Below are 20944 nucleotides of genomic sequence, written 5' to 3'. Positions count from 1 at the left end.
CGAGCATGGCCGTCCGGCTGGGTCTGGGTCTACCGCAAGCAAGCCAGTACGACATAGGACGGGACGTGCCGGACGTGGCACGCGAGGCCGAACGGATCGGCTACGAAAGCCTCTGGGTGTTCGAACGCGCACTGTTCCCGGAGCCCGCCACCCAGGGCCTGTACGGCATGGAGGGCGTCCCCTGGCCCGACACCTACCGCAATGTCGCCGAGCCGCTGGTGACGCTGACGCTGGCCGTCGCGGCCACCGAGCGCGCCCGCCTCGGCACCAGCGTGCTGGTCGCCCCGCTGCACGGCCCCTTCCAACTGGCCCGCATGCTCGGCACATTGGACGCGGCGAGCGGCGGCCGCGTGGTGGCGGGCTTCGGCACGGGCTGGTCCCTCGACGAGTACGCCGCCGCCGGGGTGGCCCCGTTCGCCGAGCGCGGCCAGGTCCTGGACGAGGTCCTCGATGTGTGCCGGGCGGTCTGGGGCCCGGACCCGGTCAGCTTCGACGGCCACCTGACGAAGATGGCGTCGGCCGTGGTCGGCCCGAAGCCCGCCCGGCCGATCCCGATACTCCTGCCCGCCTTCAGCAAGAAGTCCCTGACGCGTCTCGTCGAACGCGGCGACGGCTGGCACCCCATCGCCTCGGGCGCCGAGCAACTCGCCGCCCAGTGGCGGCAGGTGAAGGACTTCGCCGCCGAGAAGGGCCGCACCAGGCCGATCGAGACGGTGGTACGGGTGAACCTCACCTACACGGCGAAGGCGTACGACGGCGCCGACCGCCGGCCCTTCCAGGGCAGCGTCGACCAGATCGTGACGGACCTCGCCGCCCACGCCGAGATCGGCCTCGACGAGTTCTTCTTCGAGTTCGGCGACGCCGCGCGGAACGCGGCCGAACTCAAGGACCTGGCCGCCGAGTTGTACGAGGCGGCACGGGCGGCCGGAATCTGATCGCTCTCAGCTCCCGAACCGCACTCAGTCCTCGGGGAGTTCGACGGGCGCGATCTCGTCGTAGACGTCACCGGGGCCGGGGTTGGTCGGATCGGTGGTCCCGCCGAACTGGTGCATGACGCCCCAGACCGCGTTCAGCGCGGTCTGGACGGCGCCCTCGGCCCAGCCCGCGGTCCACGAGATGTCGTCACCGGCGAGGAACAGCCCACGCTTGTCGGCGGGCAGCCGGTCCTGCATGAAGTGCGTGAACAGGCGCCGCTGGTAACGGTAGTGACCGGGCAGGTTGGCCTTGAACGCGCCCATGAAGTAGGGCTCGTTCTCCCAGGACACGGTGACCGGGCTGCCGATGATGTGCTTCCGGATGTCGACCTTCGGATAGATCTCGCCGAGCGACTTCAGCATGACCTCCATCCGCTCGTTCGCGGACAGCGGCAGCCACTTGAGGCTGTCGTCGCACCAGGTGTACGAGAGACAGATGACGGCGGGCCGGTCCGGACCGTCGTCGAGGAGGTAAGTCCCGCGCGTCATACGGTCGGTGAGGGTCATGGACATCACGTCCCGCCCGGTCACCTCGTCCTTGTCGAGCCAGAAGGGCCGGTCGACGGGCACGAAGAGCTTGGAGCTCTCCATGTAGTGGGTGCGCTCGATGGCGGTCCAGTGGTCGATCGGGAAGAGCGAGTCGTCGCAGGCGATCTTCGAGAGCAGCATCCAGGACTGGGCGGTGAAGATCGCCGCCGGGTACGTACGGATGTCGCCGCCCGCGTCCGTGACGGTGATCCGGTTGCCGGCGGTGCGATGCAGACGCGTCACGGCCGGGCGCGGTACGCCGTTCACGTGCAGGGCAGCGAGGGAGGTCCCGTACGGCCAGTGGACGATCTTCCCGGGCTCGCGTTCCCAGAGCCGCAGCGGCAGCTGCTGGCTGCCGCCCACGATGCCCCGGTGGTGGTCGTCGGCCTCGGTGTAGACGACCCGCAGGATCTCCAGGATCGAGTTGGGGAAGTCGGTGTCCCAGCCTCCCGTGCCGAAGCCGACCTGGCCGAAGATCTCGCGGTGCCGGAAGGACTTGAATGCCTCGGAGTCGCAGAGGAAGCCGTAGAAGGTCTGGTTGTCGAGCTTCTCGACGAGCCGCGCCCAGATCTCGCGGATGCGCGGGACGTCACGCTCACGCAGGGCCCGGTTCATGTCGGAGAAGTCGGCACCTTCTTCGAGGCACTTGCTCCAGGCCTCGGCCACATCGCGGTAGACCTGCGGCAGGTCGTCGACCGTCTCCGCGTAGTGCGACTCGCCCTTGAGGTCGACGACGGTCGAAGGGGTGCACTGGGCAAGGGGATTGGGGAACGGCCGGGTCTCCAGGTCCACCAGGTCGATGTAGTGCTGGAGGGCGGTGGAGGAGGGCGGGAAGCGCATCGCGCCCATCTCGGCGGTGAGGGAGGGGTCGCAGCCGTCGAACCCGACGGTCCGCAGCCGCCCGCCGATCCGGTCGGCCTCGTACACAACGGGCTTGAGGCCCATCTTCATCAGCTCGTACGCGGCGACGATCCCCGACAGCCCGCCGCCGATGACCGCGACCTCCGTGCCGTGCTCGGTCGCGGGAATCTGCCCGAGGCCGGCCGGGTGGGCGAGGAAGTCGTCGTACGCGTAGGGGAAGTCCGGCCCGAACATGGTGATCGGCGGCTGCTGCGCGTCGGCGTGCTGGACGGCGGTGGGCACCGTGGACGTCATGGGGTACGGACTCCTTGCGGGCGGAACAGGTGAGGTGAGCGGGGGGAAAGGGAAAAGGGTGGCTCAGGTGACTCGGCCGAGGGAGCCGTAGAGGCCGGGACGGCGGTCCTGGAGATAGGGGTTCGCCTCGCGGGAGGCGGCCAGGAGCACGGGGTCGACGTCGGCGAGGAGGAGCTCCTCACCGCGGCCGGCCCGGGTACGGGCGACTCCGTCGGGGCCGGCGAGCGTGGAAAGCCCAACGAACTCGAACTCCCCTTCCTGGCCGACCCGGTTGACGTAGACGACGTACAGCTGGTTCTCGAAGGCCCGCACCGGTACGACGGATTCGGCCACGAACTGGAACGGATGCATCTGCGCCGTCGGGACGAGGAGGAGGTCGGTGCCGGCGAGGGCGTGGGCGCGGACGTTCTCCGGGAACTCGACGTCGTAACAGATCATCAGGCCGACCCTCAGACCGCCCAGTTCGGCCTGTACGACGGGCTGCTCGCCCGGCGTGAAGTGGTCGCGCTCGAAGCGGCCGAAGAGGTGGGTCTTGCGGTAGTTGGCGAGACGGTCGCCGCCGGCGGAGATGAGCTGCGCGGAGTTGAAGACCAGCTCGCCGGACCGCTCCGGGTAGCCGTAGGCGATGGCCAGGCCGTGCCGCGCGGCGATCTCGGCGACCGCGTCGGCGGACTCGCCGTCGGCGGGCTCGGCGAGGCGGCCGACGCCGTCGCCGATCGCGTACCCCGTGAGGAACATCTCCGGCGCGGCCAGCAGTTCGGCGCCCGCGGCGGCGGCGCGGTCCGCGGCCTCGTCGAGCACCTTGAGATTCCCGAGGAGCGATCCGGGGCGGCCGGAGCTCTGGAGGAGGGCGGTGCGCATGCGGGGTCCTTGCAGGGGCTTGAGGGGGGTTGGGGGCCAGATAGACGGTACGGCGGTGCGGGGCAGGACGACAAGGAGCAGCCGTTGCGCACCAGCGAACGAATCGTTGCGCGGGATGCCGCCGGGGCGGCGATTCGTTGTTTCTTCGCCCCCGCCGCCCCTACCCGTCCCATCCTTCTCGGGGGCGCTGCCCCCGAACCCCCGCTCCTCAAACGCCGGAGGGGCTGAATGATGCCGGCCGGGGCTTGATCATTCAGCCCGTCCGGCGTTTGAGGACGAGCGCGTCAGCGCGAAAGCGGGGGTCTGGGGGCGGCAGCCCCCAGGGATGGGACGGGTAGGGGCGGCGGGGGCGAAAAACCCTCTAGCGCACCCCGAACGTCGTCAGTACCGCCGCATGGTCCGAGGGCCAGGCATTGCCGGCCACCTCGGGCCACACACGAGCCACCCCGCTCACCACCACCCGAGAATCCAGCACCCGCAGCCCCCTCCCCCCACACAACACGAAGTCGATCCGATCCTGCGGCTCCACCCTCCCGCTCCCGTCCTCATGCTCGACATGAACCGGCGACCACGTATGACCGGGCTCAAGGCCCGCATCCGGATGCACCTCCCGGTACGAGTCCCGCAGCCCCGCCTCCTCCGCCACCTTCGTCACCGGCCACTCCACCCCCGGCCAGTCCAGATGCGACGGCGTGTTGAAGTCCCCGACGAGCACGACCGGGACGCCGGAGTCGCACGCGCCGGAGTCGCCGATCCGCCGCAGAATCTCCCGCATCCGCTCCAGCCGCCCCGCCTCCTTCGCGATCACCTCCCCCGCCGCAAGCCCGCTGAAGTGGACCTCGTAGGGCCCGTACGGCGCGCAGTCGAGGTGCGCGCTCCAGACGTCGACCTCCTGCCCCGCGTCCAGCCGGACGCGTACCCCGGTCGCCCCGTAGAAGCCGACGTCCGGGTCACCGTGGCGCGCGGTGATCGGATACCGGCTGATGACGCCCAGGTTCGGGCCCGCCTGGTGGTGGTGCCAGCCGAGCGCCTCGGCCAGTTCCCGTGCGGAGGTGCCCTCGGTCTCCTGAAGGCCGACGACGTCCGCGCCCGTCTCGGCGATCACCTCGAGCTGCTTCGCTCGGTGATCGTCGATCTTCGTGCCGCCCAGCCACAGGTTCCAGGTCATCACCCGGAGCTGCTGCTCGGGGGTGACCATGGCGGCGAGAGTCCCCACGGTGACGCCGGCCAGGGTGGGCAGGACCGTGCGGCCGGGCGCCGGCTCGATCGGGGCGAGCGAGGGCACGGCGAGGACCGCGCACCCGGCCGCCTCCGCCGAGGCGACGCCGGTCTCCGTGTCCTCGACGGCCACACAGGCGGCGGGGTCGACGCCCAGGGCGTGGCAGGCGGCGAGGTAGGGGTCAGGGGCGGGCTTGGTGTGTTCGGTGTCGTCGGCGGTGACGGACACCGCGAAGCGGGAGACGCCCAGCGCCTCGAGGACCGTGTCGGCGACGGCCCGGGGAGAGGCGGTCACCAGGGCGGTGGGGACGGCGGCCTCGGCGAGCGCGTCGAGCAGGGCGAGGGCGCCCGGGCGGGGCACGATGCCGGTACGGACGCGGTCCGCGAACTCCCGGTGCAGTTCGGCGGCGAGGCGCCCGGCCTCGGCGCCCGTGGCGGCGGCGAGCCAGTCGGCGGTGTGCTCGACGGGCCTGCCGAGCACCTCCGGCTGGTCCGCCTCGGTCAGCGGCCTCCCGGCGACCTGCTCCACCGCCTCCCACCACAGCCGCTCGGTGTCGACGAGCGTGCCGTCCATGTCGAACAGGACTGCCTGGAGCGGGAGTTGGGGTACATGGCGGGCGTCGGAGCTGTGGGGGTTGTGGGGGGACACGTTTCTCTCTCTCACGGATTCACGTCACGGACGGTTCGCGCGCTCGGCCACCAGCACCGGCCGCTCCGGCAGCGACACGTGCACGGCGGCTCCCGCGCCCAGCGTGGCGGCCTCGTGCGCGGGCAGGTCGGCCTTCACCTCGGTGCCGTCGCCGAGTCGCACGGTGATCCGGGTGACCGCGCCGAGGAACGCCGTGGCGACGACGCGGGCGTCACCGGCATCCTCGGCCACGACCCGGACCGCCTCGGGCCGCACCAGCACGTCGACCTCGACGGCGTCCGGCGCCCCGCCGTCGACCGGGAGCCGCTGCCCGAGCACCTCGACCGAGCCACCGGACAGGCGCCCCGGGATCCGGCTCATCGTGCCGACGAACTCGGCGACGAACGCGGTGGCGGGCCTGCCGTACAACTCGGCGGGGGCGGCGCACTGTTCGAGCCGCCCGGAGCGCATCACGGCGACCCGGTCGGCCATGGACAGGGCCTCTTCCTGATCGTGCGTCACGAACAGGGTGGTGATGCCGAGTTCCTGCTGCAGGCGGCGTATCTCCTCGCGGAGCGTCAGCCGTACCTTGGCGTCGAGCGCCGACAGCGGTTCATCGAGGAGCAGTACGCGTGGGCGCAGGGCGAGTGCGCGGGCGAGTGCGACGCGCTGCTGTTGGCCGCCGGAGAGCTGGTGCGGAAACTGCTCGCCCTTGTCGGCGAGGCCCACGAGGTCGAGCAACTCGGCAGCTCTGGCGCGACGTTCGGACGTACGGACCTTGCGCATCCGCAGTCCGAAGGCCACGTTGTCGAGGGCGCTGAGGTGCGGGAAGAGGCTGTACGACTGGAAGACCATGCCGGCGTCCCGGCGGTGGGCCGGCACCTGGGTGACGTCCGCGCCGTCGACCAACACCTCGCCGGAGTCGGGGTGTTCGAACCCGGCGAGCATGCGCAGGGCGGTGGTCTTGCCGCAGCCGGACGGGCCGAGCAGCGCGAGCAGCTCCCCCGGCCGCACATCGAGGTCGAGTCCGTCGAGGGCGACGGTCGGGCCGAACTCCCGGCGCAGTCCCCGGAATTCGACAGTGGCTGCCTTGTCGAGCGTCATGTGGTTCATCCCTTGGCGGCGGCGGTTCGGGAACGCCCGCCGAGCCCGGCGAGCGCGAGGAGGAGGGCCCAGGTGACGAGCAGGCTGAGCACGGACACGGCGACGGACAGCTGGGCCTGCGAACCGCCGACGCTGTAGATCCACACGGCGAACGGCTGGAAGCCGAGCAGCTGGGCCACCGTGAACTCGCCGAGCACCAGGGCCAGCGTGAGGAAGGAGGCGTTGAGCAGCGCCCCGCGCAGGTTGGGCAGCACGGCCGTCACCAGCGCCTGGACCGGGCTCGCACCGCAGCTGCGGGCGGCCTCCACCAGCGTGCGGACGTCGATCGCGCGCAGTCCGGCGTCCAGCGACCGATGGACGAAGGGCAGCGCCATCACGACGTACGCGAGGACGAGGACTACGGGGAAGTCCGGGTTCTGGATGGCGACGAAGGTCTGGAACAGGGGCGTACGGGAGAGGTGTTCGGGGCCCCACTTGAGGACGGTCGAGATCCCGGCGACGAACGCGATCGGCGGGACGACCAGCGGCAGCGAGCAGATCACCTCGACGACCGGCCGCAGCCGGGGTGCGCCGAGCCTCAGGGCGACCATCGCGGGGACCATCAGGAGCAGGACCACGGCGATGGTGGCGGCGGCCAGTTCGAGGGAGAGCGTCAGACCGGGGAGGAAGCCGTCGGCGCCGACGATCTGGCTGTACGCGTCGAAGGTGACGCCTTCGCCGGGCACGTCGACCGTGAAGATCACGGAGGCGGCGAGCGGGACGAGGAAGTACAGCGCGGCGCCGCCGAGGACGAGCCAGCGCCACGCGTTCAGGCGAGCCATCGCGCGCTCCTCCGTTGCAGGGGCAGGTAGACGGCCATGACGAGGCCCGCGATCAGGACCATGTCGAGGCTGAGGGCGAGCGCCACGTTCTCCTGGCCGACGAGCACGTTGCCGGAGATGGCGTCGGCGATCTGAAGGGTGACCAGCGGGATCGAACTGCCCACCATGGCAGCGGCGGTGGCGTACGCGGCGAAGGCGCTGCCGAAGAGCAGCACGAACCCGCCGAGCAGCGAGGGCAGCAGCACCGGCAGGGCGACGTGCTGCCAGTACTGGAGGTTCGTGGCGCCGTTGTTCCGGGCGGCCTCGCGCCACTGGGACCTGAGTCCGTCGAGCGCGGGGGTGATCGTGAGGACCATCAGCGGGATCAGGAAGTAGAGGTAGACGATCACCAGTCCCCAGAAGCTGTAGAGGCTCCAGCCCTTGTCGGTGAGCCCCAGATGCCTGGTGAGCACACCGGAGTTGCCGAGGGTGGCGACGAAGGCGAAGGCCAGCGGCACCCCGCCGAAGTTGGCGAGGACCCCGGAGGCGGTGAGGACGGCCTCGCGCAGCGCGCGGAAGCGGGAGGTCACCACGGCCTGGGCGAGCGGCAGTCCGAGGACGGTCGCGATGAACGCCGACACGGCGGACAGCTTGACGCTGCCGAGCAGGGCGGTGAGATACGCGCCCTGGAGGGAGTCGGTGAGGTTGGCAGTGGTGTACGAAGTGGCGCCGGTGGTCTGGTTCTTGACGGTGAAGGCACCGTTGAGCATGGCCAGGGCGGGCACTCCGAAGGCGACCGCCACGAAGGCGAGCAGCGGCAGTACGGCGAGCCAGCCGGGGGCGCGACGCCGCCGCTTCACGGAAGCGGCGGGCGTCACGTCGACCCGGGTGAGGGTGGCGGTCATCCGGAGACGGCCTTGCCCCAGCCCTGGGCCAGCACGGTCTTGGCCTTGGCCTGCTGAGCCTCGGTCGGGAAGGACGGCGTGCCGGAGACCTTGGGCAGCTTGGCGGCGGCGGCCGTGTCGAGCGTGCCGGCCTTCTCCATGGCGGGCATCAGAGCCGGGCGGGCGTACCCCTTCAGCCACAGGTTCTGGCCCTCGGCGCTGTAGAGGTACTCCTGCCACAGCCGGGCGGCGGCCGGGTGCGGGGCGTCCTTGTTGACGGCCTGGGAGTAGTACTGGGAGAACTCACCGTCGCTGGGGACGGTCACCGTCCAGTCGACGCCCTTGGACTTGAACTCGTCGGCGTAACCGGCGTTGAGGTAGTCCCAGTCGATGCTGATCGGCGTCTCGCCCTTCTCGACGGTGGCCGGGGTCGACTCGACGGGCGTGTAGTTGCCGTTCTTCTTCAGCTTGGCGAAGAAGTCGAGGCCGGGCTGGATGTCGTCGAAGGAGCCGCCGCTGGCGAGCGAGGCCGCCCAGACGCCGGCGAAGGCCGAACCGGACTTGGTGGGATTGCCGTTGAGGGCGACCTGGCCCTTGTACTGGGGCTTCAGCAGGTCGGCGAAGGTGGTGGGGCAGGTCTTCACGCGCTTGGCGTCGCACCCGATGGAGATGTAGCCGCCGTAGTCGTTGAACCACCGGCCCTCCGGGTCCTTCTGCCCCTCGGGTATGTCGGCGAAGGAGGCGACCTTGTACGGCGCGAGCAGCCCCTGCTGGGCGGCGCTCAGCGCGAACGAGCTGCCGAGGTCGAGGACGTCGGGCGCCCGGTCCTGCCCCTTGCGGGACGTGACGGCGTTGATCTCGTCCTGGCTTGCCCCGTCCGGGTTCTCGACCTCGATCTTGATGCCGTACTTCTTCTGGAAACCGTCGATCAGGGCACCGTAGTTGGCCCAGTCGCGGGGCAGCGCGATGGCGTGCAGCGTGCCCTCCTTCTTGGCCGCGGCGACCAGCTTGTCCATGCCGCCGAAGTCGGCGGCCGAGGTCGCGGTGGCCGCGCTCTTGCCGTTCGCGGTGGTCGACGTGTCGTCGGGGGCCGCGCCGCAGGCGCTCAGGGCGAGCGCGGCGACGACGGCGAGGGCGCCGCCGCGGACGGCTGTTCTCGGCAGGGTCACGATCACGGTCTCTCCAGGGGTGCGCACGAGGGTTGAGGTAGTGCGGAGAACTTGTCTGAACAAGTTGGCTTCAGTAGGACTTCCGCTGGTATCACGCCCGTAAACACTGGCGAAACACTGACCCCCGATTCCCTGCACTTTTCCGCTGGGCAGGGACAGTTCACGGACGTCGATTAGGCTGGTCACGCTGTGCACAGCGACGAACCCAGAGGGGAAGCATGACGGCGCGACACGAGGAGATCGCCGACGAGCTGCGCCGGGCGATCGACCGCGAGCAGTACACCGTCGGCAGCCGTCTGCCTCCGGAGACGGAGCTCGCGAGCCACTACGGCGTGGCACGCGGCACGATCCGCCAGGCGGTGGCGGCCCTGACGGCCGAGGGACTCATCGGCTCCCGTCAGGGCGCCCGCCGGGTGGTCCTGGCCAGCCGCCGCAGCCAGACCTTCGAGGAACTGCGCAGCTTCGCCCAGTGGGCGCGCGCGATGGGCCGCGAGGCGACGGGCCAGGTGGTGCACCAGGAGTACCGCCGGGCGACGACGGAGGACGCGATCCGTCTCCAACTCCGCGAGAAGACAAAGGTGTTGCACGTCCTGCGGGTACGCGGCCTGGACGGCGAACCGGTCCTCCTGGAACGCACGGTCTACGCCGACTGGATCGCCCCGGCCGTGGAACCCATCGAGCCGGACTGCCCCTCGGTCACCCAACGCCTCTTCGAGGACACCGGGTTGGTCTTCGCATACGGCGAACACGTCATCGACGCGGTGGCGGCCGGCGCCCAGGACGCCGAACTCCTGGAAATCCGCCGCACCAGCCCCCTGCTACGCGTCCGCCGCGTGACAACCACGAGGGAGGGCCGCCCGGTCGAGTGGTCCGACGACCGCTACAGAGGCGACGCGGTGAGCTTCAGCATCCACAACTCGATCGCCAACAACGCCCTGTCAAGAAAACCAGCGGGGCGATAAAGGGGCGCGGGGAACTGCGCGACCAGCCACAACGAACCCGCACTCGCAAACGTATCCGCAGCGCCCCCTACGTAGGCGACCCGGAAGAAAACCGCCGCAACAACGGAGACAGCACCAGCACCGACTTGGTCCGCTCAACGAACGGCTCCCCGGCGATCCGCTCAAGCACCCGCTCGAAGTGCCGCATATCAGAGGCGAAAACCTGCACCACCGCATCCGCCTCCCCGGTGACGGTGGACGCCGCCACCACCTCCTGATACCGCTCCAGCCCTCGCCGTATCGTCTCCGGCGAGGTGTTGCGCCGGCAGTAGATCTCGACGAACCCCTCCGTCTCCCACCCCAGCGCCGCCGGATCCACCCGCACGGTGAACCCGGTGATCGCCCCGCTCTCCCGCAGCCGGTCCACGCGTCGCTTCACGGCGGGCGCGGACAGTCCGACCAACTGCCCGATGTCCGCGTAGGAACGACGCGCGTCCTCGGCGAGGGCGTGCACAATCCGTTCGTCGAGATCGTTCAGCACGCCGCGTCAGCTCCAGCTGGCGTGGAGCGGCTTGCCCTCCGCGTACCCGGCCGCGCTCTGGACACCGACGACGGCCTTCTGGGCGAACTCCTCGATGGAGTTGGCCCCGGCGTAGGTGCAGGAGGAACGGACGCCCGCGATGATCGAGTCGATCAGGTCCTCGACGCCCGGCCGGGCCGGGTCGAGGAACATCCGGGAGGTCGAGATGCCCTCCTCGAACAGCGCCTTGCGGGCCCGGTCGTACGCCGATTCCTCCGACGTACGGTTGCGCACCGCACGCGCCGACGCCATGCCGAACGACTCCTTGTAGAGGTGCCCGGAGGCGTCCTGCTGAAGGTCGCCCGGGGACTCGTACGTCCCCGCGAACCAGGAGCCGACCATGACGTTGGACGCACCGGCGGCCAGCGCCATCGCGACGTCGCGGGGGTGGCGTACCCCGCCGTCCGCCCACACGTGCTTGCCGTACTTCTTCGCCTCGGCCGCGCACTCCAGGACCGCCGAGAACTGCGGCCGGCCCACGCCCGTCATCATGCGGGTGGTGCACATGGCGCCCGGTCCGACGCCGACCTTGATGATGTCGGCGCCCGCCTCGATCAGGTCCCTGACGCCCTCGGCGGCGACGATGTTGCCGGCGGCGATCGGAACGTGCGGGTCGAGGTCACGGACCAGCTTGATGGCGCTGAGCATCGACTCCTGGTGGCCGTGCGCGGTGTCGATGACGAGCGTGTCGACGCCCGCGTCGAGCAGTTGCTGCGCCTTTCCGGCCACATCGCCGTTGATGCCGACGGCGGCGGCGATCCGCAGCCGGCCGTTCGCATCCGTGGCCGGCGTGTAGAGGGTTGCACGCAGCGCGCCCTTGCGGGTGAGGATGCCGGCGAGCCTGCCGTCGGCGTCGACGGCGGGCGCGTACCGGCGGTTGGCGCCGTCGAGACGGTTGAAGGCCTCGCGCGGGTCGATGTCGGCGTCGAAGAGCAGGAGGTCCTTCGACATGACCTCGGAGAGCTGAGTGAAGCGGTCCACCCCGGACAGGTCGGCGTCGGTGACCACACCGACCGGCCGGTGCTCGGCGTCGACGACGACACCCGCGTTGTGCGCCCGCTTGGGCAGCAGGGCCAGGGCGTCGGCGACGGTCTGGTGGGGCGCGAGCACGATCGGTGTGTCGAGGACGAGATGACGGCTCTTCACCCAGGAGATGACGTCGGTGACGACCTCGATCGGGATGTCCTGCGGGATCACGACGAGCCCGCCGCGCCGCGCGACCGTCTCGGCCATCCGGCGGCCCGCGATGGCGGTCATATTGGCGACGACCAGCGGGATCGTCGTACCCGTGCCGTCCGGGGAGCTGAGGTCCACGCCCTGCCGGGAGCCGACGGAGGAACGGCTGGGGACCATGAAGACGTCGTCGTACGTCAGGTCGTACGGGGGCTGGATGTCGTTGAGGAAACGCACGTGCTGCACATCCCGGTCGATCAGAGGTGGCCCCCGGACAGGACAGCCAGGGGGAAGAGCACGTACCTCATTGTCCCATGCCGGTGACCTGAAACCGCCTGGTCGGATCGTCCAGACGGCCCGCCGGCCGGCTCGTGCCATCCTCCGACCGGCCGCGCCCGGCGCACACCGCTACGGAGCTGCGGCGAGCACCATCACCACCGCGAGCCCGGTGTCCGTCTCCCGCCAGCTCGCGGCCGCGTCGGCGAAGATCTCCTGGAGCGTGTTCCACTCCTCGGGCCGGGCCGCCGCGTACTCCTGCCAGTTGCGGACGAGGAGGAGCCGGCCACGGCTCGCGGGCCACCCGCCCAGGTCGCCGAGACAGTCCGCCAGGGCGTCCCAGTTCGCCCCGAAGTAGTCCGGGAACCGCATCACGGTGGCACAGGCCGTCATCAGCCCCGCCCTGTCGGAGACATCGGTGAGGTCGAGGTCGGCGGCCTCCCAGCCGGCATCGCGGGCGGCTTCGAGCGCGCGCTCCGCCGGCAGGTCGGCGGGCCAGGACAGAACACCGGCGGGCGTGCGGCCCGCGAACACCGGTGCGAGCGGGTGGTCGGTCATCTCAGTACCGCCGTGAGGAGTCGCGAGAAGTCGAAGTGATCATCGTCGTAGTAGATCCCACCGCCCGCCCCATGACAACGAGGACCGGGTGGCGGCCTCCCAACAGGACATGTTGATCGGCGAGTCGTTCAATGAGGATGATCGGCCAGTCTCCGGCGGGAGCCGCGCATGTCATCACAGACAGCAATGCCAGCACCAGCAGCGGGGGGACGCAAGGACCGGCGTGGGAGACTGCGCCGACTGGGCGAGTGGTGCGCCCGGCACTTCGTGATCGTCATCGTGGCCTGGCTGATCGCGCTCGCCGCGCTCCAGGCGCTCAACCATTCCTTCGGCGGCGAGTACTCGGACAACTTCTCCCTGCCCGGAGTCCAGTCGCAGCAGGGCCTGGACGTCCTGAAGAAGCACGATCCGGCGGCCGGCGGGTACGGCAGCCAGATCGTGCTGCGGGACTCGGCCAAACCACTGACCGACCTGTCCACCCAGCTGTCCCAGACGGTCTCCGACCTGCAGAAACTCCCGCACGTCCTGTCCGTGCAGAATCCGCTGCCGCCGCCGGGATCACAGCCCACGGGCACACAGTCGGTCGGACCGTTGTCCGGCGACGCGAAGACCGGCTACATCACCGTCCGCTTCGACGTCCAGCCCTCCACCCTCGGCGACGACTACCTCCACGGCGTCGACGACTCGGTGAAGCCGCTGCGGTCGGCCGGCGTGCAGGTCGAGTACGGCGGGCCGCTGGGCGAGCTGGCCCGGCCCGACGCCGACGACCGGGTCAGCGAGCTGATCGGGTTCGCCGTGGCGATCGTCGTCCTGCTGGTCGGCTTCGGCAGCGTGCTCGCCGCCGGCATCCCCCTGCTGACCGCGCTGATCAGCGTGATCGGCGGGCTGGCCTGCCTCGGGCTGCTCGCGACGGCGTTCACCTTCGGCACGGTGTCCCCCACGCTGGCCACCATGATCGGCCTCGGCGTGGGCATCGACTACGCGCTGTTCCTCATCACCCGGCACCGGCAGAACCTGATGAACGGCGACGATCCGGTACGAGCCGCCGGCCGCGCCACCGCCACCAGCGGGCGCGCGGTCCTGGTCTCCGGGTGCACGGTGATCGTCGCGCTGGCCGGGCTGTTCGTCTCCGGGGTCGGCTTCATCGGCAAGCTGGGCGTGGCCGCCGCCGTGACGGTGGTCTCCGCGGTCGTGGGCGCCCTGACCCTGGTACCCGCGCTGCTGGGGCTCATCGGCCGCCGTATCGACCGTTACCGGGTGCGCCGCCCGATCGCCGAGACCACGGCCGGCGCCGGCGCCGACGCCGCGGAACACGGCACCTGGCACCGCTACGCGCAGCGCGTCGAGCGGCGCCCCTGGTGGTTCCTGGCCGGCGGGGTGGTGACCGTGCTGGTGCTGGCGATCCCGCTGCTGTCCATCCAGCTCGGTCACATCGGGGACGGCGCCGATCCGAAGTCGTTCACGGACCGGCGGGCGTACGACATCATGGCGCAGTCGTTCGGGCCCGGCTCCAACGGCCCGCTGACCGTCGTCATCGACCAGTCGAAGGTGCCCTCCGACCAGCGCTCGGCCCTCGCCTCGCAGGCGTCGAAGGCGCTGACGGACGTACCGGGCGCCGCCACCGTCACCCCGCTCACCGCGACGAAGGACGGGGACGTCCTGGTCGGCACGGTCTACTCCAAGGAGGCGCCGCAGAGCGAGACGACCACCGACCTGACGAACCGCCTGGTCGACGACACCCTGCCCGACGCCGTCTCCAAGACGGCGGCCCACGGCTATGTGACCGGCACGACCGCCGCCCAGGTCGACTTCCGCGACATCGTCGCGAGCCGCCTCCCGCTGATCATCGGCGTGGTCGTCGCACTCGCCTTCCTGATCATCCTGGCGGTCTTCCGGGGCCTGCTGGTGGCGCTGAAGGCGGCCGTGCTCAACGTCCTGTCGATCGCGGCCTCGTACGGCGTCGTCGTGGCCGTCTTCCAGTGGGGCTGGGGCGGGCCCGCGCTCGGGGTGGAGGGCAAGGTGCCCATCGAGAGCTATGTGCCGATGATGATGTTCGCGATCATCTTCGGGCTCAGCATGGACTACGAGATCTTCCTGCTCTCCCGCGTCCACGAGGCCTGGCTGCGTACGGGCGACGCGCGGGCGTCCGTGGCCCACGCGCTGGAGATCACCGCCCGGGTGATCACCTGCGCGGCCCTGATCATGGTGAGCGTCTTCGCCGCGTTCGTCGTCAGCGACAACGTGGTGGTGAAGATGCTCGGTCTGGGGCTCGCCGTGAGCGTCCTCATCGACGCGACGGTCGTACGGCTGCTGCTGGTGCCGGCGGTCATGACGCTGCTGGGCGCGCATGCCTGGTGGACACCCGCATGGCTGGACCGGGTGCTGCCGCACGTGGACCCGGAGGGCGGCGAGGACGACTGAGGAGAGCCGCCCCCGCCGAACAGAGCGATGCCCGGGCCCTGGGCGGACCCGGGCATCGCCCGCACTCTCACATTCCGTCAGGCCATCGACCCTGCCATCGACCGGGCCATCGGCTGTCAGGCCGTCAGATCCCGTCCGGGTCCGCCCTGTTGAGCGCCGGCTTCGGGGTCGTACCCGCCGTCAGCAGATAGTCCGCTGCCGAGGTGTCCGTCACCAGGCTGGTGACCAGCCCGGATCGCAGCACCGCGTCGATCGCCGGCGCCTTGCGCTGCCCGCCCGCGATCGCGACGACCTCGGGGACCCGGCGGAGCTGGTCCGCCTTGACGGTGATGCACCGCTCCCCGAGGTCCCGGCCGACCCGGCGCCCCTCCGCGTCGAAGAGGTGCGCGGACATCTCGGCGGCGACTCCGAGGGACGCGTAGTGACCGCGTTCCTCGTCGCTGAGCATGTCGTGCACCGTCGAGATGCCGGCCTCCCAGGAGCCGATGGAGACACAGGCGACCGTGACCTTGTCGAAGTACTCGAAGGCCCGCGCGATCCCGGTCTGGCTGCGCAGCGCTGCGGCGGTGGCCGCGTCGGGCAGCAGCATCGGGGCGTAGATGGGGTGGGCGTCGCCGCCGGACACCTGCGCGGCGCGACGAACCGCCTCGACGGAGCCGCGCTCGGCGGTTCCGGCGTCGTACACGCCCGTCAGCTGGACCACCGTGCAGGGCGGCAGCCGGTCGAGGGCCGCCGCCATGTGGATGGTGGAGCGGCCCCAGGCGAGGCCCAGCACATCCCCTTCGTTCACCAGTTCGCCGAGCAGATCGGCGGCCACCTCACCGAGGTTCTCGGGATCGGGCGACTCCTCCGCCTCTGCCGGGGACTCGACCACGACCGCGTGCCTGAGGCCGTACCGGGCCCGCAGCGCGTCCGAGCGCTCGGCGTCCAGTTCGGCCGGGACACGGATCTCGATCCGCACCAGATCCCGTTCGAGAGCGGTTTCCAGCACCCGGGCCACCTTGAAGCGGCTGACGCCGAACTCCTCGGCGATCTGGATCTTGGACTTGCCCTCGAGGTAGAAGCGGCGGGCCATGGCCGCCGCCTGCACCAGCTCAGCGGGTCCCATCCGCATGGCTGACCGGCCCGCCGACATACCCGACACGGCGATCTCCTCACTGCTCTTCACTCGCTGCTGTTCACATTCTGGATTCGCCGTTCATCCTGTCAGATCCCGAGTGCTTGATCTGCCCAGAAGTACGTCGTTCACGTTCCCTTGGCTCAGTGGTCGCACGCCCAGCTCGCACCGGCGGTCGCCGCGTCGGCCTGGGTGCGCAGTGCGCGTACCGCCTCGGCCGGGTCCGCGGCGCCGTACACCGCCGAGCCGGCGACAAAAACGTCCGCGCCGGCCTCGGCGCAGCGCTCGATGGTGGCGGCGGCCACTCCCCCGTCGACCTGAAGCCACAGCTCAAGGCCGTGCTTGCTGATCAACTCGCGGGTGCGGCGAATCTTCGGGAGCATGATGTCGAGAAACGCCTGGCCGCCGAAACCCGGCTCGACCGTCATGATCAGCAACATGTCGAGTTCGGGCAGCAGGTCCTCGTACGGCTCGATCGGGGTCGCGGGCTTGAGGGCCATGGAGGCCCGGGCGCCCTTCGCCCGGATCTCGCGGGCGAGCCGCACGGGAGCGGCGGCGGCCTCCACATGGAAGGTGACGGAACCGGCACCCGCTTCCACGTACTGCGGCGCCCATCGATCGGGGTCCTCGATCATCAGGTGACAGTCCAGCGGGGTCTCCGTCGCCCGTGCGAGGGACTCTACGACCGGCACACCGAGGGTGAGGTTCGGTACGAAATGGTTGTCCATCACGTCGACGTGAAGCCAGTCGGCCCCTTCGACCGCCTTCGCCTCCTCGGCGAGTCGGGCGAAGTCGGCGGACAGGATACTGGGGTTGATCTGCGCGGCCATGCCCCAAGCCTGCCATGCCCTCCGGGGGTTGTGCGGGCGGGTCCGTTGTGGGATGGGTTGTGTGTAGTCCGCGGGTGCGTTGTGGTTGTTCGCGCAGTTCCCCGCGCCCCTTACCAATACCACTCGAGGTCGGTATGAGCGGGAACCGTGGGATTGGCTATCTCGTTTGTGGGCGGCGGGCCAAGTGGCTGGTGTTGGTGTTGTGGCTGGTGGTGCTGTTTCTGACTGCGCCCTTTGCCCAGAAGCTCGCCGATGCCCAGGACAATGACGCGGCCTCGTGGCTGCCTGGGTCCGCGGAGTCGACCCAGGTTCTCCATCTGTCCGAGGACTTCAGGCCCGAGCAGATTCCCGCGATCGTCGTGTACGCGCGTGAGGGCGGGCTCACCGCGGCGGACCGGGGGCGGATCAGTGAGGACGCCGCGCAGCTCAGGAAGCTGCGGGACCACGGCATCCGGGGTGCGGAGACCCGGGGGCCGGTGTACGACCGTGCCGCCGATCCGCGGGCCGCGCAGATCCTCGTACCCATCACGATGGACGAGAAGGGCTGGGAGCGGATCGCGCCCGCCGTCGACTCCATCCGGGCCGCCGCCACTACCGGTGCGGCGGGGCTGACCGTGCACATCACGGGTCCCGGGGGTACGTCGGCGGACTTCTCGGAGGCCTTCAACGGCATCGACTCGACGCTTCTGCTCGCCGCGATGGGCGTGGTCGTCGTCATGCTGCTGCTCACCTATCGCAGCCCCACCCTGCTGGTGGTGCCCCTGCTGGGGGTCGTCGTGGCCCTCTTCACCGCTCAGGCGCTGATCTACTTCCTCGCCGAACACGCGGGCCTGACGGTGAACGGCCAGAGCGCCGGCATTCTCACCGTGCTGGTGTTCGGAGCGGGGACGGACTACGCCCTGCTGCTGGTCGCCCGCTACCGGGAGGAGCTGCGCCGGCACGAGGACCGCCACGAGGCGATGGCGCTGGCCCTGCACCGCGCCGGTCCCGCCGTCATCGCGTCCGGCGCGACGGTCGTCCTCAGCATGCTGGTCCTGCTGGCCGCCGAGATGAACTCCACAAGCGGTCTGGGACCGGTGGCGGCGATCGGGGTGGCGGTGGCCCTGCTGGCCATGATGACGCTCTTCCCCGCTCTGCTGGTGATCTGCGGCCGCTGGATCTTCTGGCCGGTGATCCCGCACAACGGTTCGCCCGACCCGACGGAGCGCGGTCTGTGGGCCCGGATGGGACGGCGTATCTCGGTCCGTCCGCGCATGATCTGGGGCATCACGGCGGCCGCCCTGATCGCCTGCTCGTTCGGCCTGATGCAGCTGCGCGCCGAGGGGCTGAGCAACGCCGACGCCTTCACCGACAAACCGGACTCGATCGTCGGCCAGGAGGTGTCCGCGCGGTACTTCCCGGCGGGCAGCGGTGATCCGCTCGTCGTCATCAGCGACCAGGCCGAGGCCCAGGAGGTCCGACGGGCGGTGGCCGGGACGCGCGGTGTGGTGCCGACCTCCCTCGCCGTGCCACCGGGCACGAAACCCTCCTTCGAGGGCAAGGCGCTGTTCGAGGCCACGATGACCGCCCCCGCGGACAGCGAGGCCGCCAAGCAGACCGTGGAGCGGGTCAGGGACGCCGTGCACGCGGTGCCGGACGCGGACGCCCAGGTGGGTGGCGGTACGGCGGCCCTGCTGGACATGGACAGGGCGACCACGCACGACAATCTGCTGATCATCCCGCTGGTCCTGGGAGTGGTCCTGCTGATCCTCTGCGCCCTGCTGCGCGCGCTGATCGCCCCGCTGCTGCTGATCGGCACGGTGGTGCTGTCCTTCGCGGCGGCCCTGGGCATCAGCGCCCTCGCCTTCCGCCACCTGTTCGACTACGCGGGTGAGTCGACGGACTTCCCGCTGTTCGTCTTCGTGTTCCTGGTGGCGCTCGGCATCGACTACAACATCTTCCTGACCACCCGTATCCGCGAGGAGGCGGCCCGCCAGGGCACCCGCACGGGCGTGGTGACGGGCTTGTCGACGACCGGCGCGGTCATCACCTCGGCGGGCCTGGTCCTGGCCGGCACGTTCGCGGCCCTGGGGACGCTGCCCATGGTGGCGTTCGCGGAGATCGGGTTCGCGGTGGCCCTGGGCGTGGTCCTGGACACCCTGGTGGTCCGGTCGGTGCTGGTCCCGGCCCTGTTCCTGGACGTGGGCCCGAAGGTCTGGTGGCCGCACCGCCTCGCCCGGGAGGACGGCGGAACCACGGCTCCGGAGCCGGCCGCCGCCGCCTCGAAGGTCAACCGGTCCGTCGGATGAGGGCCAGATACATGGCGTCGGTCCCGTGCAAGTGCGGCCACAGCTGTACGTCGGGACCGTCGCCGAGGTCGGTGACGCCCTCCAGCAGCGGCCGGGCGTCGACGAGTTCGGTGTCCGGGTGCTGCTTGAGCAGGTCGCCGACGACCGCCCTGGTCTCCGCGAGGTGCGGCGAGCAGGTGGCGTAGCCGACGATCCCGCCGACACGGACCGACTCCAGCGCGGTGGCCAGCAGCGCGCGCTGGAGCGGCGCGAAGCCGTCCAGGTCCTCGGGACGTCGCCGCCAGCGCGCCTCGGGCCGTCGGCGCAGGGCGCCGAGTCCGGTGCACGGCACGTCCATCAGCACCCGGTCGAAGCTGCCGGCCCGCCACGGCGGCCGGGTCCCGTCCCCGACGACGACCTGGTACGGCCCCGGGTTGCCGTCCAGCGCCCTGGCGACCAGCCCGGCCCGGTGCGGCTGCTTCTCGGACGCGAGCAGCACGGCCCCGCGTTCGGCGGCCAGGGCGGCGAGCAGCGCGGCCTTGCCGCCGGGCCCTGCGCACCCGTCGAGCCAGGCCTTGTCGGGCCCGTCGATCGGAGCGTTGGCCAGGGCGAGGGCGACGAGCTGACTGCCCTCGTCCTGCACACCCGCCCGCCCGTCCCGTACGGCGTCGATGGCCCCGGGTTCCCCGCCCTCGGCGAGCCGCACGGCGTACGGCGACCAGCGCCCCGGCACGGCCGACTCCTCGCGGAGCAGTTCGTCGGTGGTGGACCGTCCGGGCCGGGCGACCAGGGTGACCTCGGGCCGCTCGTTGTCGGCGGCGAGCAGTTCCTCGATCCCCGCGCGGCCACCGCCCAACGAGTCCCACAGCGCGGAGACGACCCACCGGGGATGCGAGTGCACAACGGCGAGATGGTCTTCGGGGTCCTCGTCGTAGGGCGGCGCGACCCGCTCGATCCAGCCGTCGAGATCGTGCTGGGCGACCTTGCGCAGCACGGCGTTCACGAACTTGGCCCGCCCGTCCCCGAGCACGACCCGGGCCAGCTCGACCGAGGCGGACACGGCGGCGTGCGTGGGGATCCGCGTCCCGAGCAGCTGATGCACACCGAGGCTCAGGACATCGAGCACCGGCGGATCGACCTCGCGCAGCGGCCGGTCGACGCACTCACCGATGACCGCGTCATACGTCCCCTGCCTGCGCAGCGTCCCGTACACCAGCTCGGTCGCGAGAGCCGCGTCCCGCCCGTCGAAGTCGCCCTTCGCGCGGGCCGCCCGAAGCAGCGGCGGCAGCACCAGGTTGGCGTACGCGTCCCGCTCGTCCACGGCTCGCAGCGCCTCGAAGGCGAGGATGCGGACGGGGTCCTTCTGGGGCCGACGGTAGGGCTTGCCGGGCTTCTGGGGCCGACGGGGCTGCTCGCTCACGAAAAAGGTGCTCCGGATATGGGAAAAGGGGTGCGGTTTC

At 70.7% G+C, this 20944-nt stretch carries 17 protein-coding genes; 4 read left to right on the top strand and 13 right to left on the bottom strand.

The annotated features are described in order from the left end of the window. The first annotated feature begins 5 nt into the window (after positions 1-5). Positions 6-935, top strand: coding sequence for an LLM class F420-dependent oxidoreductase (locus tag ABZ855_RS29610; protein WP_360811964.1), 930 nt, complete (start codon positions 6-8; stop codon positions 933-935). A gap of 24 nt (positions 936-959) precedes the next feature. On the opposite strand, the gene ABZ855_RS29605 is transcribed toward ABZ855_RS29610, so the two are convergent. From ABZ855_RS29605 to ABZ855_RS29575, 7 genes are all read right to left on the bottom strand, one after another. Further along, positions 960-2657 carry an NAD(P)/FAD-dependent oxidoreductase gene (locus ABZ855_RS29605; RefSeq protein WP_360811962.1) on the bottom strand — a complete coding sequence of 566 codons (1698 nt, stop codon included), beginning with the start codon at positions 2655-2657 and terminating at the stop codon, positions 960-962. Positions 2658-2720: 63 nt separating this feature from the next. Next, positions 2721-3518, bottom strand: coding sequence for a carbon-nitrogen hydrolase family protein (locus ABZ855_RS29600; RefSeq protein WP_360811960.1), 798 nt, complete (start codon positions 3516-3518; stop codon positions 2721-2723). Positions 3519-3879: 361 nt separating this feature from the next. Beyond that, the gene (locus ABZ855_RS29595; protein WP_360811958.1) at positions 3880-5385 is read right to left on the bottom strand and encodes an HAD-IA family hydrolase; all 1506 of its coding nucleotides are present in this window, start codon (positions 5383-5385) and stop codon (positions 3880-3882) included. Positions 5386-5409: 24 nt separating this feature from the next. Next, positions 5410-6468 carry an ABC transporter ATP-binding protein gene (locus tag ABZ855_RS29590; protein WP_360811956.1) on the bottom strand — a complete coding sequence of 353 codons (1059 nt, stop codon included), beginning with the start codon at positions 6466-6468 and terminating at the stop codon, positions 5410-5412. A 5-nt stretch (positions 6469-6473) separates the two neighbouring features. Beyond that, positions 6474-7289: an ABC transporter permease subunit gene (locus ABZ855_RS29585; RefSeq protein ID WP_360811954.1), complete on the bottom strand. Its 816-nt coding sequence runs from the start codon at positions 7287-7289 to the stop codon at positions 6474-6476. Continuing rightward, the gene (locus tag ABZ855_RS29580) at positions 7277-8173 is read right to left on the bottom strand and encodes an ABC transporter permease subunit (protein WP_360811952.1); all 897 of its coding nucleotides are present in this window, start codon (positions 8171-8173) and stop codon (positions 7277-7279) included. Before ABZ855_RS29580 ends, ABZ855_RS29585 begins: the two co-directional genes overlap by 13 nt. Next, a complete protein-coding gene (locus ABZ855_RS29575; protein WP_360812079.1) occupies positions 8170-9327 on the bottom strand; it encodes an extracellular solute-binding protein in 1158 nt (385 codons plus the stop codon). The genes ABZ855_RS29580 and ABZ855_RS29575 overlap by 4 nt, the downstream gene beginning before the upstream one ends. A gap of 212 nt (positions 9328-9539) precedes the next feature. Between ABZ855_RS29575 and ABZ855_RS29570 the strand changes: the two genes are divergently transcribed. After that, on the top strand, positions 9540-10283 hold the full coding sequence (locus ABZ855_RS29570; RefSeq protein ID WP_360811950.1) for a GntR family transcriptional regulator: 744 nt from the start codon (positions 9540-9542) through the stop codon (positions 10281-10283). Between the two features lie 67 nt (positions 10284-10350). Here the strand turns inward: ABZ855_RS29570 and ABZ855_RS29565 are convergent, their stop codons facing one another. The 3 genes from ABZ855_RS29565 to ABZ855_RS29555 form a co-directional block, all read right to left on the bottom strand. Beyond that, a complete protein-coding gene (locus tag ABZ855_RS29565; RefSeq protein WP_053740341.1) occupies positions 10351-10803 on the bottom strand; it encodes an Lrp/AsnC family transcriptional regulator in 453 nt (150 codons plus the stop codon). Between the two features lie 6 nt (positions 10804-10809). After that, complete coding sequence (locus ABZ855_RS29560; protein WP_360812077.1) at positions 10810-12252, bottom strand: GuaB1 family IMP dehydrogenase-related protein; 1443 nt, start codon at positions 12250-12252, stop codon at positions 10810-10812. Positions 12253-12423: 171 nt separating this feature from the next. After that, a complete protein-coding gene (locus tag ABZ855_RS29555; protein WP_360811948.1) occupies positions 12424-12849 on the bottom strand; it encodes a barstar family protein in 426 nt (141 codons plus the stop codon). A gap of 186 nt (positions 12850-13035) precedes the next feature. On the opposite strand from ABZ855_RS29555, the gene ABZ855_RS29550 reads away from it, so the two are divergent. Further along, positions 13036-15270 carry an MMPL family transporter gene (locus tag ABZ855_RS29550; protein WP_360811946.1) on the top strand — a complete coding sequence of 745 codons (2235 nt, stop codon included), beginning with the start codon at positions 13036-13038 and terminating at the stop codon, positions 15268-15270. A 124-nt stretch (positions 15271-15394) separates the two neighbouring features. Here the strand turns inward: ABZ855_RS29550 and ABZ855_RS29545 are convergent, their stop codons facing one another. Both ABZ855_RS29545 and rpe read right to left on the bottom strand, forming a co-directional pair. Continuing rightward, entirely contained in the window at positions 15395-16438 is a 1044-nt protein-coding gene (locus tag ABZ855_RS29545; RefSeq protein WP_360811944.1) for a sugar-binding domain-containing protein, read from the bottom strand. 92 nt (positions 16439-16530) lie between these two features. After that, entirely contained in the window at positions 16531-17217 is a 687-nt protein-coding gene (gene rpe, locus ABZ855_RS29540) for a ribulose-phosphate 3-epimerase (RefSeq protein ID WP_360811942.1), read from the bottom strand. Positions 17218-17351: 134 nt separating this feature from the next. Here rpe and ABZ855_RS29535 point away from each other — a divergent pair, with 134 nt between their 5' ends. Further along, positions 17352-19505, top strand: coding sequence for an MMPL family transporter (locus tag ABZ855_RS29535; RefSeq protein ID WP_360811940.1), 2154 nt, complete (start codon positions 17352-17354; stop codon positions 19503-19505). Here the strand turns inward: ABZ855_RS29535 and ABZ855_RS29530 are convergent. Continuing rightward, the gene (locus tag ABZ855_RS29530; protein ID WP_360811938.1) at positions 19486-20904 is read right to left on the bottom strand and encodes a transcription antitermination factor NusB; all 1419 of its coding nucleotides are present in this window, start codon (positions 20902-20904) and stop codon (positions 19486-19488) included. The genes ABZ855_RS29535 and ABZ855_RS29530 overlap by 20 nt on opposite strands. Between the last annotated feature and the right edge of the window lie 40 nt (positions 20905-20944).

This window comes from Streptomyces sp. NPDC047042, from assembly GCF_040644035.1.
Lineage (GTDB): Bacteria > Actinomycetota > Actinomycetes > Streptomycetales > Streptomycetaceae > Streptomyces.
The sequence above is the reverse complement of the archived record's forward strand: the minus strand, read 5'-3'. Positions and strand labels throughout refer to the sequence as shown.